General features: G+C 53.0%; 13 protein-coding genes and 1 pseudogene. 10 read left to right on the forward strand and 4 right to left on the reverse strand.

Annotation, left to right across the window (positions count from 1 at the left end; translation table 11 throughout):
• Window positions 1-8 precede the first annotated feature (8 nt).
• On the reverse strand, window positions 9-680 hold the full coding sequence (locus P0H77_RS09020; RefSeq protein ID WP_276165084.1) for a metallophosphoesterase: 672 nt from the start codon (window positions 678-680) through the stop codon (window positions 9-11).
• A gap of 351 nt (window positions 681-1,031) precedes the next feature.
• On the opposite strand from P0H77_RS09020, the gene P0H77_RS09025 reads away from it, so the two are divergent.
• From P0H77_RS09025 to P0H77_RS09065, 9 genes and pseudogenes are all read left to right on the forward strand, one after another.
• Window positions 1,032-2,726, forward strand: a complete 1,695-nt coding sequence (locus P0H77_RS09025) for a ShlB/FhaC/HecB family hemolysin secretion/activation protein (RefSeq protein WP_276164551.1) — start codon at window positions 1,032-1,034, stop codon at window positions 2,724-2,726.
• Between the two features lie 10 nt (window positions 2,727-2,736).
• Window positions 2,737-3,264 (forward strand): toxin-activating lysine-acyltransferase, encoded by a 528-nt coding sequence (locus P0H77_RS09030; RefSeq protein WP_276164552.1) that lies wholly within the window; start codon window positions 2,737-2,739, stop codon window positions 3,262-3,264.
• Between the two features lie 13 nt (window positions 3,265-3,277).
• Window positions 3,278-11,920, forward strand: a complete 8,643-nt coding sequence (locus tag P0H77_RS09035) for a hemagglutinin repeat-containing protein (protein WP_276164553.1) — start codon at window positions 3,278-3,280, stop codon at window positions 11,918-11,920.
• Window position 11,921: 1 nt separating this feature from the next.
• A complete protein-coding gene (locus tag P0H77_RS09040; protein WP_276164554.1) occupies window positions 11,922-12,287 on the forward strand; it encodes a hypothetical protein in 366 nt (121 codons plus the stop codon).
• Window positions 12,288-12,564: 277 nt separating this feature from the next.
• Entirely contained in the window at window positions 12,565-13,806 is a 1,242-nt protein-coding gene (gene agp, locus P0H77_RS09045) for a bifunctional glucose-1-phosphatase/inositol phosphatase (protein ID WP_276164555.1), read from the forward strand.
• Window positions 13,807-14,352: 546 nt separating this feature from the next.
• A pseudogene (locus P0H77_RS09050) lies at window positions 14,353-15,309 on the forward strand (ISAs1 family transposase); the annotation flags it as partial.
• A gap of 205 nt (window positions 15,310-15,514) precedes the next feature.
• Window positions 15,515-15,898: a hypothetical protein gene (locus tag P0H77_RS09055; protein ID WP_276164556.1), complete on the forward strand. Its 384-nt coding sequence runs from the start codon at window positions 15,515-15,517 to the stop codon at window positions 15,896-15,898.
• Entirely contained in the window at window positions 15,858-16,439 is a 582-nt protein-coding gene (locus P0H77_RS09060) for a hypothetical protein (protein ID WP_276164557.1), read from the forward strand. The genes P0H77_RS09055 and P0H77_RS09060 overlap by 41 nt, the downstream gene beginning before the upstream one ends.
• Before the next feature lie 153 nt (window positions 16,440-16,592).
• Window positions 16,593-17,042, forward strand: a complete 450-nt coding sequence (locus P0H77_RS09065) for a hypothetical protein (RefSeq protein WP_276164558.1) — start codon at window positions 16,593-16,595, stop codon at window positions 17,040-17,042.
• A 1,151-nt stretch (window positions 17,043-18,193) separates the two neighbouring features.
• Here the strand turns inward: P0H77_RS09065 and P0H77_RS09070 are convergent.
• The gene (locus P0H77_RS09070; protein WP_176920730.1) at window positions 18,194-18,421 is read right to left on the reverse strand and encodes a YccJ family protein; all 228 of its coding nucleotides are present in this window, start codon (window positions 18,419-18,421) and stop codon (window positions 18,194-18,196) included.
• A 20-nt stretch (window positions 18,422-18,441) separates the two neighbouring features.
• Window positions 18,442-19,038: an NAD(P)H:quinone oxidoreductase gene (gene wrbA / locus P0H77_RS09075; RefSeq protein ID WP_276164559.1), complete on the reverse strand. Its 597-nt coding sequence runs from the start codon at window positions 19,036-19,038 to the stop codon at window positions 18,442-18,444.
• A 393-nt stretch (window positions 19,039-19,431) separates the two neighbouring features.
• On the opposite strand from wrbA, the gene P0H77_RS09080 reads away from it, so the two are divergent.
• Window positions 19,432-19,611, forward strand: coding sequence for a general stress protein (locus tag P0H77_RS09080; protein ID WP_276164560.1), 180 nt, complete (start codon window positions 19,432-19,434; stop codon window positions 19,609-19,611).
• A gap of 189 nt (window positions 19,612-19,800) precedes the next feature.
• Here the strand turns inward: P0H77_RS09080 and P0H77_RS09085 are convergent, their stop codons facing one another.
• On the reverse strand, window positions 19,801-20,196 hold the full coding sequence (locus tag P0H77_RS09085; RefSeq protein WP_276164561.1) for a lysozyme inhibitor LprI family protein: 396 nt from the start codon (window positions 20,194-20,196) through the stop codon (window positions 19,801-19,803).
• Window positions 20,197-20,250 lie beyond the last annotated feature (54 nt).

The following is a 20,250-nucleotide window of genomic DNA, read 5'->3' on the forward strand; positions in this document are numbered from 1 at the left end:
CGCAAAACTTACTTTTGCCTCCCGCTCTCCTGAATCGGCATCAACGTTAACACGCCGCTGAATACCGCCCCGGTATCAATATAATACTGGTTGGCGAAACGCTGCGGGACCGCGACAGGCGTGTGGCCGAAGATAAAGGTATCCGCACCGCTGATTGTTTTCCGCTGACCGCGCTGTGAGGCCGCGATCCGCTCCCGGCTCCAGACCACGCGCTCTTCATCAATCCGCTTATCCCGCTGGTAATGCTCAGCGGGGTAATCGGCATGGCAAATCACATAGCGGCCCAGCGGCGTTTCGACCTCGATAATTAACGGCAGGGCGGCGACCTGCGGCAGCAAGGTGCGTACGCGGATTTTCTCGGCATCATCAAGCGTAAAAAACCACTCTCCACCATTCATTCTCCACAAACCCGCATCGCGATGGTTTACCAGCGCATCCAGCATCATTTCTTCATGATTGCCGCGAATGGCGCGAAACCAGGGTTCGCCGATAAGCGAAAGACAGTCGACATTCTCTTTTCCCCGATCGGTGAGATCGCCGACGGAAATAAGCAAATCCGCTTCTTTATCAAAACCTATTGCCGCCAGTTTGCTGTTCAGCAACGAATAGCAGCCGTGTAAATCACCCACGACCCAGATATTGCGCCAGTCTGCGCCGCTGAGGAACTGGTAAACCGTCATCATCGCCTCCGGATTATCTGTTTGATGGCAGGTGATATCAGTATGGATGGTCATAGCCAGAGGTTTGTCACCCTGAGATTAATCTTATTTTAGAGGTGTTGGCTGTGAAGTGGTGAATAAATAAACGCTGATCAGAGGACCGCTTAGTAGAATAATTTGCATTTAACTTTATGTTTTGCAAATAAAATTTCCTTAATGGCCCGATATCTATCGCGCATGTCGCCAGGCGTCGCCCGGCGGGCTACCCATAAATAATGGTGATTGTTGCACAAGGCGGTACGTGGATAATGCGCGTAAATTTTACAGAAATTAACATTAATCACTATTTCCTTACATCACAGGGAACGTCTGATGGGCTGCTATCGAACCGCATTACGTTACGCCTTTTTCACCACGACCGGCCTGCTTCTGACGCCAGTCGTGAGCGCCGCCGACGGCATCGCCGGGGCCGATGAACAAATCATTATTCAGCAGCAGCGCCAGAAAGCGCTGGAGCAGCAGCTCACGCCGCCAAAACCCGATGTGCGCCTGTCTCCACCGTCCTCCGGCTTCGGCCGCATCAACTACCCTGCTGAAACGCCCTGTTTTCCCATTAAACACGTAGTATTGAGCGGCGAAGAAAAACTGCCGCGCTGGCTACCGATCCAGCATCTCGGTAAAGAAGCAGAAGGACAGTGCCTCGGCGCGCAGGGCATCAATTTGCTGATGAGCACCTTGCAAAACCGGCTGGTGGATCACGGCTATATCACCACCCGCGTGCTGGCCCCGTCGCAGGATCTGAACAGCGGTGTGTTAACCCTGGTGCTGGTCCCGGGCTATGTCCGCCACGTGAAACTGACGGCGGACAGCGATCGTTACATTCAGCTCTACAGCGCCTTCCCGCCGCGCGAAGGCGCACTGCTCGATCTGCGCGATATTGAACAGGGGCTGGAAAACCTGCAGCGTCTGCCCACCGTGAAGGCGGATATGGAAATCGTCCCCGGCGAGCAGCCTGGCGAAAGCGATATTGCGGTGAGCTGGAAGCAGGAAAAAATGTGGCGTATCGGCGCGTCGCTGGACGATGCCGGGACCAAAAGCACCGGGCGTTATCAGGGCGGGTTAACGCTCTCGCTGGATAACCCGTTCTCACTCAGCGATCTGCTCTATTTTTCCGCGTCCCATGATTTACAGGGCGAGGGCGGCAAGGGCAGCAAAAACTACACCGGTCACTATTCGGTGCCGTTCGGTTACTGGATGTTCTCGGTCACCGGCAACGATTATGACTATCATCAGACGGTCGCCGGGGCCAGTGAAGACTATCGCTACAGCGGCAAAAGTAAAAACCTCGACGTCCAGCTAAGCCGCGTGCTGCATCGCAGCGGCACGCAAAAAACTACCATGAGCTATGACGTGCTGGTGCGTAAAACCCGCAGCTACATTGACGACACCGAGGTAGACGTGCAGCGCCGTCAGACCTCCGCCTGGCGCATTGGCTTACAGCACCGGCACTATATCGGCCAGACCACGCTTGACGCCGGTATCAGCTATCAACGTGGCACCCGCTGGTTCGGCGCGACGCCTGCGCCGGAAGAGTACTTCGACGAAGCCACCGCGCTGAGCAAAATCCTGCAATTCAACGCGCAGCTAAACGTGCCCTTCGAGATTGGTACGCAAAACTTCCGCTACAACGTGCAGTACCAGCGCCAGATGAGCAGCACCCCGCTGACGCCGCAGGATCAGTTTGCCATCGGCAACCGCTGGACGGTGCGCGGCTTTGACGGCGAGCGCACGCTGAACGCCAGCCACGGCTGGTATGTGCGCAACGACATCGCCTGGAGCACGCCGCTGCCGTCGCAGGAATTTTACCTCGGGGCGGACTACGGCGAAGTGGGCGGTGCCGGATCGGAATATCTGGTCGGCAGGCATATGGCGGGCGGCGTCGCGGGCCTGCGCGGCTACGCGCTGAACACCGGCTACGACATGTTTGCCGGCACCCCGTTCTCGAAGCCGGACGGCTTCGACACCAGCGATTTAACCCTCGGGTTTAACCTCAACTGGGACTGGTAAGGAGCGGCAGATGCGCGTTGGTGAGTACGACATTAAAGCCCCGCTGATGCTGGGCGGGCAGGAGAGCGAAGCCGAAGTGCTCGGCGCAACGGTATGGCTGTGGATGCACTCGCCGATGCACCGCGATGCGCCGCTGCATGCGCTGCCGACGCTGCTGCTGCCGATCATCAAACGCGGCCAGTACGTGCTGGTCACCCGGCACGCGCGGCCGATCTTCTTTCTGAGCTGGGCTTGGCTTAATCCTGAATCAGAAGCCCGCTTTCTCACCCGCGCATCGATTCATATGCGGGAAGAAGACTGGGACAGCGGCGACCGGATGTGGTTCTGCGACTGGATCGCGCCGTTTGGTCATACCCGTGACATGTATCGTCTGCTGCAAAAAGAGGTCTTCCTCGATGGCTGCGCACGATCGCTGTGGCACCGGGGCCACGAGCGCGGGAAACGAGTAATGAATTTTCATGGCACGCGGGTCAGCCGTGAAGCCGCACGACAATGGCGACGCGAGCACCCGCTGGCGGTAGATCTGCCGGAAGCTTAACAAGGAAATACCCATGAACAAGAACCTGTATCGTATCGTCTTCAACAAAGCGCGCGGTATGTTAATGGTGGTGGCGGAGATCGCCCGCTCAGGCCGGGCGTCGTCAGCGCGATCTTCCGGCGTCGGACATACGCACAGCCGCCTTATCGGTAAAGTGGGGGCGTTAAGCTTCAGTCTGTGGCTGGCGATGGGCGTGATACAGCCGGTCCACGCTAACGTGGTGGCCGACGGCAGCGCACCGGCAAATCAGCAGCCCACCATCATCAACAGCGCCAACGGTACGCCGCAGGTTAATATTCAGACGCCGTCCGCCGCAGGCGTCTCGCATAATAAATACGGCCAGTTTGACGTTAATCAGCAGGGCGTGATCCTTAATAACTCGCATAAAAACGTCCAGACGCAGCTGGGCGGCATGGTGGCGGGCAACCCGTGGCTGGGCAAAGGCGAAGCCAGGGTCATTCTTAACGAAGTAAACTCCCGAGACCCGAGCCGCCTCAATGGTTACGTGGAAGTGGCCGGGAAAAAAGCCCAGGTGGTGATTGCCAACCCGGCAGGCATTACCTGTGACGGCTGCGGCTTTATTAACGCCAACCGCGGCACGCTGACCACCGGCCAGCCGCAGATGAACAACGGCCAGCTGACCGGCTATAGCGTTGAGCGCGGCGAAATCCGCATTGACGGCAAGGGGCTGGATAGCTCCCGCGCCGATTACACCGACATTATTGCCCGCTCGGTTAAGGTCAACGCCGGAGTGTGGGCGAACGAGCTGAATGTGACCACCGGGCGTAACCAGGTGGATGCGGAACATCAGCAGATCACTAAAACCAGCGACGACCCGGCGACCCGCCCGCAGATGGCGCTGGATGTTGCCAGCCTCGGCGGCATGTACGCGGGTAAAATCCGCATGGTCGGCACCGAAAGCGGCGTCGGGGTGCGCAACGCCGGGAATATCGGCGCGCAGGCGGGCAGCGTCACGCTGACCGCCGACGGGCAGATCGAGAACAGCGGCAACATCAGCGCCAGCGGCGACACGCAAATTGCCGCGACAGGCGGTATCGACAACCGCGGCGCGATTTACGCGGGTAACAACGCCAGCGTGCAGAGCGGCGGCGAGCTGAACAACCGAGGCTCGGTGGTGGCGCGCAATAATACCCGCGTCCAGGCGGCCAGCCTGACCGGAACAAAACAGGGCGTACTGGCGGCCGGGGTGCAGGATGACGGCAAACTGGCTGCGCAGGGCGATCTGGATCTCAGCACCAGTGGGCAACTGGGCGCGCACGGGCAGACGCTGGCCGGTGGCACTCTCAGCGCACGCGGGCAGGGCGTCGATCTCAGCGGCAGCCAGACGCAGGCGGATAACATCACGCTTGACGCCGGAGACGGCGATCTGAACACCTCTGATGCACTGGTCAGCTCCCGCCAGCTGACCGCCCGCAGCGGCAAATTACTGAACAACGACGGCGGCACGATTAACGCTGATGCCCTGTCCGTGCAGGCCAGTGCCCTGTCGAACCAGAAGGGTAGCCTCGTGCAGACCGGCAGCGGCGATCTGTCGCTGGATCTGCCGGGGGAGCTGAATAACCGCGAGGGGCAGATTGCCGCCAACGGCAATGTGGCCCTGCGCGCGCAGTCGCTCAATAACCGGAGCGGGCAGGTGGTAGCCGCGCAGAACGGCAGCCTGAACACAGAAATTCGTGACGGGCTGGATAACAACAGCGGTTCGCTGGCAGCCAGCGGCGACGTACGTGTGAACGCGGGCGCCCTGAACAACGACGACGGGCTGATTTCCGCGTCGGCGGGCAAGTCTGACCTCACCAGCCGCGGCGCGGCCAGTAACCGTAAGGGACGTCTGGAAAGCGCAGGCGCGCTGAGGCTGAATGCCGCCAGCCTCGATAATACGTCAGGAGAGGTGGTTGCCAGCGGCACTACCCTCCAGTTGAATGGCGGCACCCTGACGAATACCTCCGGCACGCTGTTCTCGCAGGGCGATCTGCGCCTCGACAGCGGCGCGCTGGATAACACCGCGGGCCTGATCCAGGCGGCAGGCAACAGCTGGCTGGACACCCACGGCGCGGCGCTGACCAACCGCGACAGCGGCACCACCGGCGGCATCAGCAGCGGCGGCACGCTGAACCTTGCGGCGGGCAACATTGATAACCAGCAGGGCGTGCTGGTCAGCGGCGGCGCGCTGGATCTCAGCGCCGAGACCCTGGATAACCGCCAGGGCCAGCTGGGTTCGGAGCAGGCGCTGACGGCCCGCACGGATACGCTTCTCAACATGGACGGCTCGCTGAAATCCGGCGGCGATATGGTTCTTGATACCGCCGCCAGCCTGGATAATACCGGCGGGGTGATCGGCGCAGGTAAGGCGCTGGATCTGGATGCCGCCACCCTGGCTAACCAGAGCGGCGTGCTGGTCAGTGGCAACGGCGCAGATATCCAGGTGCAGACCCTGAACAACCGCGCAGGCCAGATTGCCGCGCAGCAGGCGCTGACGCTGGGCGGCGAGACGATTAACAATGACGACGGCGGGCTGATCCAGAGCGGCGACGCGCTCAGCCTGACTGCCGGCACCCTCAGCAACCGTGACAGCGGCGATAAGGGCGGTATCACCAGCCTCGGCGACATGACCCTGACCGCCGACAGCGTGGCGAACAACGACGGCGTCCTGCTCTCGGCGAAAAACATCACGCTGAACAGCGGCACCCTGGATAACACCTCCGGCGAACTGGTCGCCACGGACGCGCTGAATCTGGCGCTGGATGGCACGCTTACCAACACCTCCGGCCTGATGCAGGGCGGCAGCGTAACGCTGGACACCGCCGGGCACGCCTTTACCAACAATGACGGCACGCTGAACAGCCTCGGCGCGCTGACCCTCAGCAGTGGGGCACTGAACAATCAGAACGGCACCCTGGCGGCAAAAGGCGCGTTCGATCTCAGCACCGCCAGCCTCGATAACCGCAGCGGCGGGCGCATCATCGGTGAGCAGGACACCACCCTGACCAGCGGCAGCCTGCAAAACGGCGGCGGACAAATTCAGTCGGTGGGCGATCTGCTGCTCGACACGGCGAAAGGGGCGATTGATAACGTCTCGGGACTTATCCGCAGCGGTGCGGACCTGACGGTCATCGCCGCAAGCTTTGCCAACCAGAACACCCAGGGCAGCAATCAGGGCGTGGAGGCGAACTCGGCGACCTTCACCACCGGCACGCTCAATAACCAGCGCGGCACTATTCTGGCGAATGATAAACTGGCCATCACTAACGGCGGTCTGCTGGACAACACCGGCGGCGCGCTGGCCTCCTCCGGCACGCTCACGCTTAACGGTGCCGGGCTGGATCTGGTGAACACCGGCGGCGTGGCAAAAGCCGGCGAGTTGCTGGATATCACCGCGCAGCGCGTCAGCGGCGACGGCGATCTGCTCTCGCTCGGCGACATGATCCTGCGCAGCAACAGCGCGCTGGACAACAGCGGATCGATTATTGCCAATGACAGCCTGCAACTGACCACGCCGGGCAGCATCAGCAACAGCGGCAAACTGCTGGCCGGGAAAAAACTGGACCTGCACGGCGGCAGCCTGAGCAACGCGGAAAGCGGCGAAATCAACGCCGGGGAAAATCACCTGACTGTCAGCGGGACGCTCACTAACTACGGACTTATCGACGGCGGCTACACGCGCATTGACGCGAATACCCTGAACAACGTTGGCACCGGGCGGATCTACGGCGACGCCATTGGCATTAACACCGTCACCTTCAACAACCTCGCCGCAGGCGGCAAAGCCGCGACGCTGGCCGGGCGCGAGCGGGTGGATATCGGCACCGGCACGCTGAATAATTATGATCACGCGCTGGTCTACAGCGGCGGCGATATGGCGATCGGCGGCCAGCTTGATGACAAAGGCAACGTGGCGGGTCGCGCCGGGGTTATCAATAACCACAGCTCGACTATTGAGTCGGCCAATAACATGTGGATCGCCGCCGGGCAGATCAACAATATCAATGACCATTTTTCCACCGAGCTGGTGACGGTGTCTCAGGAGCAGATCCGGGAATACCAGCACAGCGGTTCACCGACCCGCTGGGACGCCACTACCGAAGGCGTATTCGTCGACGGCAATTCCGCCGACCGTCTGCGCAACCTGAATACCCCGGATGACACGGGTGCGAACAACGACAACTTCAACCAGTATGACTACAACCGTACCGTTGAAGAGACGCGCATCAAGGAAACCGATCCGGCGAAGATCATTGCCGGTGGCGATATGACTATTGTGGCCGATGAACTGTTTAACGATAAGAGCCAGGTCATCGCCGGGGGCACGCTGTTCACCGATGGCATTAAAGTGACCCGTAACGAGGCGGTGGACGGAGAGCGGCACACCACGGACGTTGGTACCGTCACCCACTATTACCGTATCCGTCACAAAGGTTCAGATGAGCAGGGGCGCGATCGCACCGCTTACCAGCCGCCAACGGTGATCCAGTCGATTTCGCTCAAGCCGGGCCAGATTATCAGCCAGGGTGAAGTACAAGGCAGCAACGTGACGATTGCGCCGCTGACCACCCAGGGCACCGACGTGGCCATTGCTAAATCCGGCGCGGTAACCGGCAAAGTGGACGCCAGTACCCCTGCGCCGTGGCAGCAGACCGTCTCTGACGGCGAGCCGGTAACGCCGCCGCCGGGCCAGCAGTTTGCGGTGACGCCGGGTGAGGAGACCATCCGCATCGTCGGTCCGAACACGCAGCTGCCGGATAACAGCCTGTTTAAAATTAACCCGTCAGCAAACGAGTCGTACCTCGTAGAGACCGATCCGCGCTTCACCAATGAAAAAGAGTGGCTCGGCAGCGACTATATGCAGGACGCGCTCGGCCAGGATCAGGACAATAAACTCAAACGTCTGGGCGACGGCTACTACGAGCAGCGGCTGATCCGAGAGCAGGTGGTCGAGCTTACCGGGCAGCGCTATCTCGAAGGCTATACCAGCGATGAAGAGCAATTTAAAGCGCTGATGGACGCCGGGGTGGCTTTCGGTAAGCAGTACGCGCTCAAACTTGGCGTGGCGCTGACGCCGCAGCAGATGTCCTTGCTGACGGGCGACATTGTCTGGCTGGTCAACACCCAGGTAAAAATGCCGGACGGCTCGATGCAGTCGGTGCTGATGCCGCAGGTATACGCCAAAGTGAAACCGGGCGATATCAGCGGATCCGGGGCATTAATTGCCGGCAACAACGTGGTGATGAAACTCGACGGCGACCTGTTTAACCGCGGTACTATCGCCGGACGCCGGGTGCTGCAACTGGATGCCGACAATATCACTAACCAGGCGGGCACGATCCAGGGTGCCAGCGCCAGTCTGAACGCCCGTACCGATGTGAACAATATCGGCGGTGTGTTGCAGGGCACCGACAGCCTGCTGGTCAATGCCGGGCGGGATATCAATGCCACCACTACCACCCGCAGCGCCGAAAGCGCCGTGGGCCAGAACCGCTTCTCGCGCACTACCATTGACAGCGTATCCGGCATCTACGTGCAGGGGGATGATGGCAAACTGTCACTCAAAGCGGGCCGGGACGTCAATCTGACCGGGGCGCAGGTGATCAACAGCGGTGAGAACGGACAGACGCAAATCGGTGCCGCGCGGGATATTAACCTCGGCACGGTAACGACCTCCGCCCGCGATAGTCTGGTCTGGGATAAAGACAATACCCTTAATCAGGGCCGGGTCGATCGCGTCGGTACGCAGATCAAAACCCGGAATGAGACCGCGCTTGCCGCGGGACAAAATATTAACGTTGATGGCTCGTCGATAACTTCTGACAACGCGCTGAACCTCAATGCCGGAAACGATGTGAACATTCGCGGTGTGCTGAACAGCACCGATCTGGATGAGCGCCACAAAGTCACCGGCAGCAGTGGCTGGCTGTCGAAGAAAACGACCACCACCCGCGATACGGTCGATCGCCAGACCGTGCAGGGCAGTGAACTCAGTGCCGACCGCGTAAAAGTGATCGCCGGGAATAATATTGGCGTGGTCGGCAGCAGCATCGCGGGCACCGGCGACGTGGCGATGAAAGCCGGCAATGATTTAACCATCAGCAGTATGGCGGGTCGTAACGATGAGACTCACCTCAAACAGGAGAAGAAATCCGGTCTGATGGGCTCTGGCGGCATCGGCTTTACTATCGGCTCACGTAAAGAAACTACCGATCAGGCCAGTCAGGCGCAGAGCGGCGAAAGCTCGCTGGTCGGCAGTCTGCAGGGCGACACGGTGCTGGTGGCGGGCAACAACTACCGCCAGACCGGCAGTACGGTCTCCTCGCCGAACGGCAACGTGGTGATTGAAGGGAAAAACGTCACCATCGAAGCGGCACAGGATACCTACGCTTCGCAGTATAAACATTCTGTTGAGCAGAAAGGCTTTACCCTTGCCGTCAACGTGCCGGTAATTCAGGCCCTGGAAGCGGCGGCCGCCTCGGTTAAACGCGTGGGTGAAAGCAACGACGACCGCATTAATATGCTGGCGGCGGCGAATGCCGGATGGGACAGCGCGCGGGCGGCCAATGCGATGATGGACAGCGCCCAGGGCGTGATGCAAAACGGCGCGCAGGGCGCGGCGCAGAACGTCAGCGTTTCCCTGACCTACGGGCAAAGCAAACAGAGCAGCACTCAGGACAGCACCAGCACCAGCGCGCTGGCCAGCAAGGTTAATGCCGGGAAAAACGCCGTCGTAGTGGCGCATGGCGGTGAACGTTCGGATATCAATATCATTGGTTCGGACGTCAGCGGCAAACAGGGCACGCTGTTGCAGGCGGATAACGACGTCAATATTCGTGCCGCACAGCAGGAGCGTCACGAGCGTTCGGATAACAAATCCAGCGGCTGGAATGCGGGTGTGGCGGTGAGCTACGGCCAGGGCGGCGCGTCCTTCGGCATTACCGCCGGGGCCAATAAAGGGAAAGGCTACGGTAACGGCGATGAAGTCTCCTGGCGCAACAGCCACGTCGGCGATATGGACAGCCAGACGCAAATCGTCAGCGGCGGTGATACCACCCTGCGCGGCGGACAGGTTCTTGGCAAAGGTGTGGATATCGTCGCTGATAACCTGACTATCGAAAGTCTCCAGGACACTATGAAGTACCAGGGCAAGCAAACCGATATGGGCGGCCAGGTCACGGTGGGCTACGGCTTCGCGGCCTCGGGTAACTTCAGTAAATCGAAAGTCGATGCCGACTACGCGTCGGTCGCGGAACAGTCGGGAATTTTCGCCGGGGACGACGGCTATCAGATTGATATTAACGATCTGACCAACCTGAAAGGCGGTCTGATCACGTCTAACGAGAGCGCCGAGCAGGCGGGTAAAAACCGCTTCAGCACCGGCACGCTGACCTGGAGCGACATTGATAACCATTCTGAGTATGAAGGAACGGGCATCGGGCTGGGCGGCTCAATGAGCATGAACACCGATCTGGGGCTGGGTGACAATGCCGCGCCGCAGAGCAGCAGAACGGTGACCGATAAAAACGGCAATACGCAACTGGCGACGGGCAGAGCTTCGTCGCAAAAAGATCTCTCCTTTGGGATCGGCCACGACAGTGACAGCCAAAGCTCGGTTACCCGCAGCGGCATCAATACGTCCAATATCACTATTACCGATGCCGACGCACAGCAGCGCCTGACGGGTAAAACGGTGAACGAGACGCTGGCAGATATCAAAACCGATATCACCACCGAAAATGCGGCGGCAAACGCGGGGTATATCGAAAATAATTTCGATAAAGATAAGGTCTTTAAAGAGCTGAACCTTCAGGTCAAGGTGACGAAAGACTTTAAGAAGAATGCAAATGAACAGATAAGTTCGTATGTTGATAATAAGCAGGCAGCAGCGCGTGCAGCATTGCAAGCTGCGCTTCACGATGGCGACAAAGTGAAACAGGATGAGGCGTTAGCGGAAATCTACAAACTTCAGTATCAGCGCCGCTTCCTGCAAACGCTGGTTGGCGTAGTTGCAGGCTCGCCGGATACCGCTGTCACGCAGGGAACGCTGGCTATCGCCGCGACCAAAATGCGTGAAGAAACGATCAAGAACTCCATGCTGTTCCCGGGCGTGCTTGATGAAAACGGCAATGTCATCAACAACGTAACAGGTCCCAGCGATGGACTTTATGATGGTATTAAAGCTGGCGGCGTGCGTGTGGGCCTGGATGCGATTTGCGGCGATAACAACTTACGCTGCCTGAGGGACGAAAATAATGCGTTAATTTACGATCCTGATGGTCGCGTTCAGTATGTTGGCGATAAAGATCACCCGACGTTTAAGTCGCTTGTGGAAAGTGACGACGGGGCAGATCTCTTCGGACCGACAGGTGGTTTCCAGGCAGGTAGCGGTACTATGTTTGGTATTGATTATGGGCCGGGAAGCTTCTTTGACGATCTGGTCGAGAGTTATGCGGGAACGCACGATCTCGTTGGTGGTCAGTTGCCTGGATTCTATGACGAACTGGGTAATACTTCACGCGATCGTGGCACGTTAACTAACATTGCCGCTGAAACATGGACAATTGGTGCATTGCCCATTGCTACGCCATTTGCAATGAGCGAACTGGTATCGCCTGAGTTGCTACAATTCATATTTACTTCCACGGGTAATTAAGATGATGTCGTTAAAAAGCGTTTTTCTGCTGGCTGGTATGTTTCTCCTGACCGGTTGCCTGGTGACAAATATGGACTCCAGCAATTATAAGTTTGTTGATTATGTGCAGACGTTCCAGAAATCGACCACTATAGGGCATACCGATAGGGCACAGCGTAAAACGGATCTTTATAGCTGTGGTGTTGATAAGAACACTAACCTTGATGATGGTTCCTGGAGCGCAGCTAACGCTAAACCAGGAGACACGTTGCAGACAGTTGTCGCCCGACGTAAGAAAATTGAGCGCTGTATGGAAGGTAAGGGCTACGTTGTTTTCGGTTATGAGGCGTGCGGACCAGTCAAAGCGCCCACCGGTAAATGTAACTAGGCCCGTCTATGAATAGTCTATACTTAGCTTTTCCAGTTTCATTCAAAGGAGAAATTATGCTGACTATCGAAAAAGACGATCCGCGCGAAGCCCCGGAATCCGGTGATAAAAAACCCACCCCTGAAAAGAAATAATCGAAACAGGTCGCTATGGCGGCCTTTTTTTTGCCCTGAATACGCGCAACGTCACAGAATCGACAAGCCGGGTGCCACGGAAAGATGGCGTGTGTCATAAATCTGTCACAATTAACGAACGATTAACCTCTGAGGGGCAAGGAATGAAAAAAACACTACTTGCAGCGACCATTATGGGCTCGCTGGTCATGACCTGCGGCGCGCAGGCACAAACCGCGCCGGACGGGTACAAGCTCCAGCAGGTGCTGATCATGAGCCGTCACAACCTGCGTGCTCCGCTCGCCAATAACGGCAGCGTACTGGAACAGTCGACGCCGCAAAAATGGCCGGAATGGGATGTGCCGGGCGGTCAGTTAACGACCAAGGGCGGCGTGCTTGAAGTGTATATGGGCCACTATATGCGCGAATGGCTGGCGCAGCAGGGGATGGTGACCTCCGGCGAATGCCCGACGTCCGATGCGGTGTATGCCTATGCGAACAGCCTGCAACGCACGGTGGCAACGGCACAATTCTTCATTACCGGCGCGTTCCCCGGCTGTGATGTCCCGGTCCATCACCAGGAAAAAATGGGGACCATGGACCCGACGTTCAACCCGGTGATCACCGATAATTCGGAAGCCTTCAGCAAAACCGCCACCACCGCGATGGATAAAGAGCGCCAGCAGATGAAGCTGGCGGAAAGCTATCAGTTGCTGGAGAAGATCGTCGATTATAAAGACTCTCCCTCCTGTAAAGAGAAGCAGACCTGCTCTCTGATGGAACCGAAAGACAGCTTCAGCGCGAAATATCAGGAGGAGCCGGGCGTCTCCGGGCCGCTGAAAGTCGGCAACTCGCTGGTGGACGCGTTTACGCTGCAATACTACGAAGGTTTCCCGATGGACCAGGTGGCGTGGGGGGGAATTAAAACCGACGAGCAGTGGCGCGTGCTTTCGCGTCTGAAAAACGGCTACCAGGACAGTCTGTTTACCTCGCCGGAAGTGGCCCGTAACGTCGCCGCGCCGCTGGTGAAATATATCGATAACGCGCTGGTCAAAGACGCGAATAAAACGCCGAAGATCACACTGCTGGTCGGTCACGATTCCAACATCGGTTCGCTGTTAACCGCCCTGGATTTCAAACCTTACGAACTTCACGATCAGAACGAACGCACGCCGATTGGCGGGAAACTGGTGTTCCAGCGCTGGCATGACGAGAAGGGGAACCGTGATTTGATGAAGATTGAGTATGTGTATCAGAGCACGAAACAGATCAGGAATACCGATAAGTTAAGCCTGGAAGCGCCGCCGCAGCGCGTTACCCTGGCACTGAACGGCTGCCCGGTTGATGCCGAAGGCTTCTGCCCGATGGAGAAATTTAGTGAAGTGATGAACGAGGCGGTGAAATAAGTTGCCTGCGGTAAAGTCAATGAGGACAGGTTAACCGCGTTCACAATGAAACTGCTATAAATACCGCCTGGCGGGGAGAGGCTTTCGATGCCTCTCCCCGCTTTTTTTGTGCACAACCTTCCGGAAGGAGCTGTTTTTTGCATAAAGGAATTACGCGCCTGGCTGACGTAAAAACAGGAATCGATCAGAGCCTTCGATACTATTTATTGTTATTTATATGTTGCCGATATGATATTTAAATTTAAGGAATCAGCTTATATCAAGGGTTAGCTGTAATTGTGCTTTTTTAATTGTGCTATTTATCGTTAAATTTACGCCGTGCAGATAAATGATTCTATCAGGGCGGGGCGGTAGCGTAGGAAGTTTCTGGTATACGCGTGCAAGTATTAATAAAGTGTGGGATAATATTCATGGTGTTTATTGTTCTTTAGAAAAGCAATCTCGGTGTTTATAGTTAGCTGTTTCTGAAAGTATATCAGGTCACAAATAACCAAGGACAATATTTACGAGTATCCGTGAGCAATTTTAATGAGAATTTTTAATTTTATTGATGATAGCATTGCATGAGTCGTAAATGATATTGACAATCCAGCCTTTGAGAAGATGTTTATTGAGTAGATGCAGGTATGCCATGAAATTACTGATGGTGGTATTATAGCAATAGATGGAAAGACTATAAGAGGCTCCTACGATAAAGGAAAAAGAAAAGGAGCAATTCATATGGTGAGTGCATTCTCGACCAAAAATGGCGTTGTACTGGGGCAGGTGAAAACGGATTCCAAAAGTAATGAGATTACAGCTTTTATAGAGCTGCTTAACTTTCTGGATTTAAAGAAATGTTTGATAACCATTGACGCTATGGGATGTCAGAAAAACATCGCGTCGAAGATCAAAGATAAAAAGGCAGATTATCTTCTGGCAGTTAAAGGTAATCAGGGTAATTTACATCAGACATTTGAAGGTTATTTTTTGTTAGTCCTTTTTTCGAATTATGAAGGTGATTCATTCAGCACAAAATAAATAAGCCATGGAAGAAAAGAAACACGTTTATAAATTGTCAGCGATATAATACCTGCATTTTATGATTTGAGCTTGAATGGAAAGGTCTTAAGAAATTATGTGTGGCATTATCATTCAGGCAAAAGAAAGAGGAAAAATCAGCGGAAGGTGTAAGCATTCGATATTATATTTTTTCAAAGGATATGGGTGCTAAAGAGTTGCACATGCCATCAGATCGCACTGGCGGACGAAAACAGCCTTCATTGGGTTCTTGATGTAAAAATGAATGAAGACGCCAGTCGAATAAGAAGTGGCAACGCAGCAGAAATAGAATCCTGGATAAAGAAGATGGCTCTGAATTTATTAAGAGATTACAAAGGATTGAAGGCTGGGATGAAGAGGAAAAGAAAGAAGGCTGCGTTAAGCACATGTTACATAGAGGAAGTGCTCGCAGCCTGCGCAGAACTTGGATTTCAGTGTGAGAAAATGAAGGATTCAACATAAATTTAATTCATGCTTTGCCCTGTTTAAAGCCCTTTATGACAATGTTAAATGCAATACTTTAAAGTAGCATAGTAAAAAAATAATTGACGCTCTCATATCCGGTGGAGCAACAAAACAAGAAGCGGCAATATACATGTAAAGCTGATTAATTTTACACCAATCGAAAAATTTACTACTTTGTCTATTATTTAACCTGGAGGTTGTTATGGGTTTTAATACAAATTCAATTGATTCCATAATAGATAGATTTGCTGATGAATATCCTGTTGAATTATTACTTGTGTTATTACAGATTGTGGCTTTACCAGAGCAAGGGGGGCGCGGTTATCATATTGAAATGAATAATCCATATATCGATATGGATGGTTGGGAAGTTGATCACGAAAGCAAGACCATTTATATTGATCAGACTGGGCTAATGACTAATTATGATGTATCAGACTATGCTGAGTTATTGAAAGAAGCCATTGAAACGGAATTTTTTAGAAACAAGGATGAGTATTCTTCCCCGGATACTATGGGGAAGCGGGAAAGTTATACTGGCAGTAGTGGAAGGAGCTGTTGGTGTTATCGGCATCCTTATACCTGAACCTGGCACAACAGCCGCTGGTATTACTTGTGTTGTGCTGGCCGTTAATAATCTAGTGGATGGATTTACTCAGTTAGCAGGAACAAACCAAGGAAATGGAATAAATTTATTAGGTGAAGCATCAGGTTGGTCTGGCGCAAAAATAGTCGGTTTTTTTAATGTCGATCCTGCAACAGGTTATAGTGCCGGAAAAATGATATTTGCCGCTAGTTCACTGGCTGTAGGATCTGTTGCGTCAATTAAGATTCTTATGATCCCTGGAAGAGCTGCTATAGGAGCGGGAGTTGGTGGACAGCCTGGTGGATATTATCTGGGGAGATTGAGTGGTCTCTATAAAAGTGCTCGTGCTGGTGATGGGATGACCATCCTTAATATAGAGAACAATTCTGGACAATGGATTCTACGTTTTGTAACTCATGGAGGGAAATTAGTTGTTAATGGACGTATTGTAGGAGTGGAAAGGGTACTACAACACTCCGGTGATGCAAAAGTAGTTTTAAAAGGGCTGATTAAATTATTGGCACATGGCTCAAAATTTTGAATTCCATTCATTTTATTATTCTTTCTATTTATTTTAATAAAAATAAACTGAAATCATTATTAAGTTATAGTTTTAAAATAGCATATACAGTAACTAACTAAGTGTGCTATATTTATTATATTATCCATCAGATATAAGCTTGAGTTATTTGCCATGTATATTCCTATTTTCTCAGAATCATCCTCACCTCAGAAAAGAACAGAGGAAATTCAGTCTATTTTTTCATTGCTGAATAAACAGTTGAAACAAAAATATCCGCATGTTACTTTGCCTTTTTCCGAATGGTATTATGTCTTACTACCAGGCAGAATAGGCATGGATAATTGGATGTCGGTAGTATCTGGAGGATATCATTGCCTTTACCGTCAATCCAAAGTTCCTTTTGCAATAATCCTCCATCCAGAAGATAACTTCCAGCCAATAATTACAGATGTTTTATCATTTCAAAATGATTTTATTTATTTCATTGCATTTGCAATATCCTCACCACAGGAAGACAATCAATTATTAACATGGATTAATATATTAATGGAAAACAAATGTGTAGACAGATTGCCCCCTCATGCTTTACTGACATTTGAGTCAGGGTACTTATTATTATAAATATACACGTCATACTCCAGGTTGCAGGTGCGTTGTCTTTCCTGCAACTTGAAGTATTTAGAGTATACAGATATAAAATGTCAATGTAACCCATTAATATATTAATTAAATTTCAAATTAATACTCCACTTTATCTGACATCTTGTAGCGAGCAGACGAAAGTGGGGCAGTGTAGAAATCCAGTAACTGGGTTCTTTCCGGCCAGATTGAGAGAATGACTAAAAAAGCTCAGAATCCATAAGTGGAGCACTATTTTGAACTGCTATTTATTAATCACTACATTCTTAACATGAAACATCACCCAATTGAAGTAGTTTATAAATCCCTAACCAGTATTGTTAAACCACATACACCCGAGCCAGAAAATGTACAGGAAAAATGTTCATGCTGTGAAAGTTCTGCGAGAGAATTTAATTATCTTGTCTACAGACTGCTCAATAACTATTAACAACCCGTCATGCATTGCCCGCAATGCCAGACTTTTTTATCTCTGCACCTGATATTTTAGGACTTGAAGTTCCTAAAAAAATATCAAGTTAGCGGTTTAGTATTTGGCCTGGCGTGGGCACTCTGATTAACATACAGGGGGGCAATTCAGTGTGCTCGCTCTGGCGGAACAAATCTATACTAACTTCATTCCCGATACCGTTTCTAAAACTGATTTTTTATTTACTGCTTAATGAGCATTATGCCATGCAAAAAAATGATCTGAGATCTGAATTCATAGAGAATATGAGATGAGCGATAACGAATTAATTCTTATAATGCAAAAAACGGTTTTTCTAAAAAAAGATGGAGATATTAAAAAACTCTCAATAAGGTATTCAACATCTTTACATGAAAACGGTAACTGAACTGGCCAGACGTTTTCCATGCTCGGTATTTATGCATCTTTATGTGTTGTCAATTGTGTTATTCACGTGAAGTTACTCTAAAGAGGTTTATTTAAATCTTGGGGTTTTCGTTTTCTGTCTTATCGTCATTGATTTCTTTGCACCCTTGTCCCAGGGATACAAGGCCAGGAAAACCATAAAGGAAATACAAAAAAGCAATAAATCACAATAACGGTTTTAACGGGTTAATGATGCTACCCAAAGCAAGATGTATCGCCGGAAAAAAAGATCTCCTCCGTCTGCACGGAGGAGAGGGTGTCACACGTTCTTCCGTTCAATCGTCTGTTCACCCCAGAACAGCGAATCTTTATCGGTTTTCTCAAAGGCCCGAATCAGCACTTCGTCGTTGCCTTCCTCCCAGATTTTCTCGACCAGCGTTTCGTCGTAATCGGCCAGCTCAAAGATGGCTTCAGCGATCTCTGGTGACGTATTGCGTAAACTGGCCCATTCTCCAACGCGATGAGCTTTAGCTTCTTGAGTAGGCATAGTTATTCTCCTGTAAAAGATTAGCCGTTGAGTTTTACTACCAGTCCTGCAACGTACTCGCCCTGATAGCGAGCGATGGCCAGCTCTTCCTCACTGGGCTGGCGGGAACCGTCGCCTCCTGCGATAGTGGTCGCGCCGTAAGGCGTGCCGCCGCGTACCTGCGAGATGTCAAAAAGTTCTGCTGCCCCGTAGCCAATCGGCACAATGATCATTCCGTGATGAGCAAGTGTCGTCCATGTCGAGGTAATGGTTTGTTCCTGACCGCCGCCGGTGCCGGTAGAGCTAAACACGCTGGCGATTTTGCCGCGCAGGCTGCCGTTGGCCCATAAGCCGCCGGTCTGATCAAGAAAGGTACGCATCTGTCCGGCCATATTGCCGAAGCGGGTAGGGGTACCAAAGATGATGGCGTCATAATCCGCCAGCTCCTGTGGCGTGGCGACAGGCGCGCTCTGCTGCTTACCGCCGGATTTTTCAAACAGCTCAGCAGGCATGGTCTCCGGAACCCGTTTGAGCACGACGTCGGTTCCAGAAACGTTCTTTGCCCCTTCCACGATAGCGTTCGCCATCGTTTCGATATGTCCATACATGGAATAATAGAGCACTAAAATTTTAGCCATTGTTTTCGCTCCTCAATCTGGCCGTTATGTTTAAACGCACTCCCTTAACTCTATGTCGAGATGCTAAAAGTGCAAATTTACCGCCTTATGGATTGATTTTCGTACAGAAAAACCGCTTTCACGCAAAGAGACGCCAGGCGTAGCAAAATGAAACATTTTTCGGGGCGTTATTTTTTCAAAACATAATAGATGCTTATGTTTATGGGCGGGAAAAACGGTCGTTTTTATCTGCGATCCTGTTGCAGGATATTACTATCCGCTGGCCAACAAACCTCGTTCCACTATGCTTAATATCACGCGGCGCAGTTAAAGATTCATGTAGTTTGCCGTGGAGTGAAAGAAAACTCTTTTACTAAATGCAGTATGATGTCTAATCAATAATGGAGGTCAGTAATGACAACCCATCGTGGTGGTTCCGGTAACTTTGCAGAAGACCGAAACAGAGCATCAGAAGCAGGCCGTAAAGGTGGTCAGCAGAGCGGCGGGAATTTCAAAAACGATCCCCAGCGCGCCTCTGAAGCTGGCAAAAAAGGGGGTAAGAGCAGTCATGGCGGCGGACGTAGTAGTAGCTAGCTGACTGTTACAGAAGTGGTAGTAAGTGACTGAAGTAAGTAGTTGAAGTACTGAAGTAAGTAGTTGAAATACATAACTGAAGTGGAAGTACTGAAGTATGCAGTTCAGGTAAGTAACCTTAGTCACTCCCCCAGCCGCCGGGTTTGCGCCCGGCGGCATTTTACTTTCTGCGCTTCAGAAAAGGGTAAATCAGTTTGCAGGCGGTAGCGGGCAGCTTAAATCGCCTTCTTCACACTGCAACATCGAGCCCAGCCAGGCGTTACGCTCTTCCGTTTTTTCCGTCAGACACTGATTATGGATCAGCGGCTGCACGCTGCCGCCTTCGGTCCCGGAGGCAATCAGTTCACAGTCGGCGTCGCGCAAGGCAATCCATTTTTGCTGCGCTTTTTTCAGCAGTTCTTTTTGCGGCGCCTGAGCGCGGCTCAGCGCGCTATTCCACGTCTCGTTCAGCTTTTTATCTGCCGCCTGGTACTGTTCGGCGCTGCACTGGTTCATTTCCAGCTGCGTCGAGGCGTTGTCGCAGTTGTCGGCAAAAGCTGGAATGCTGACCAGCAGGCTGGCCATCAGTAACGTCATTCGCTTCATTATGGACCTCGAATATCTGTACCGTTTGGCCGGGGACGGCTTCGCCATTCCCGA

It is taken from the genome of Superficieibacter sp. HKU1 (assembly GCF_029319185.1).
GTDB lineage: Bacteria > Pseudomonadota > Gammaproteobacteria > Enterobacterales > Enterobacteriaceae > Superficieibacter.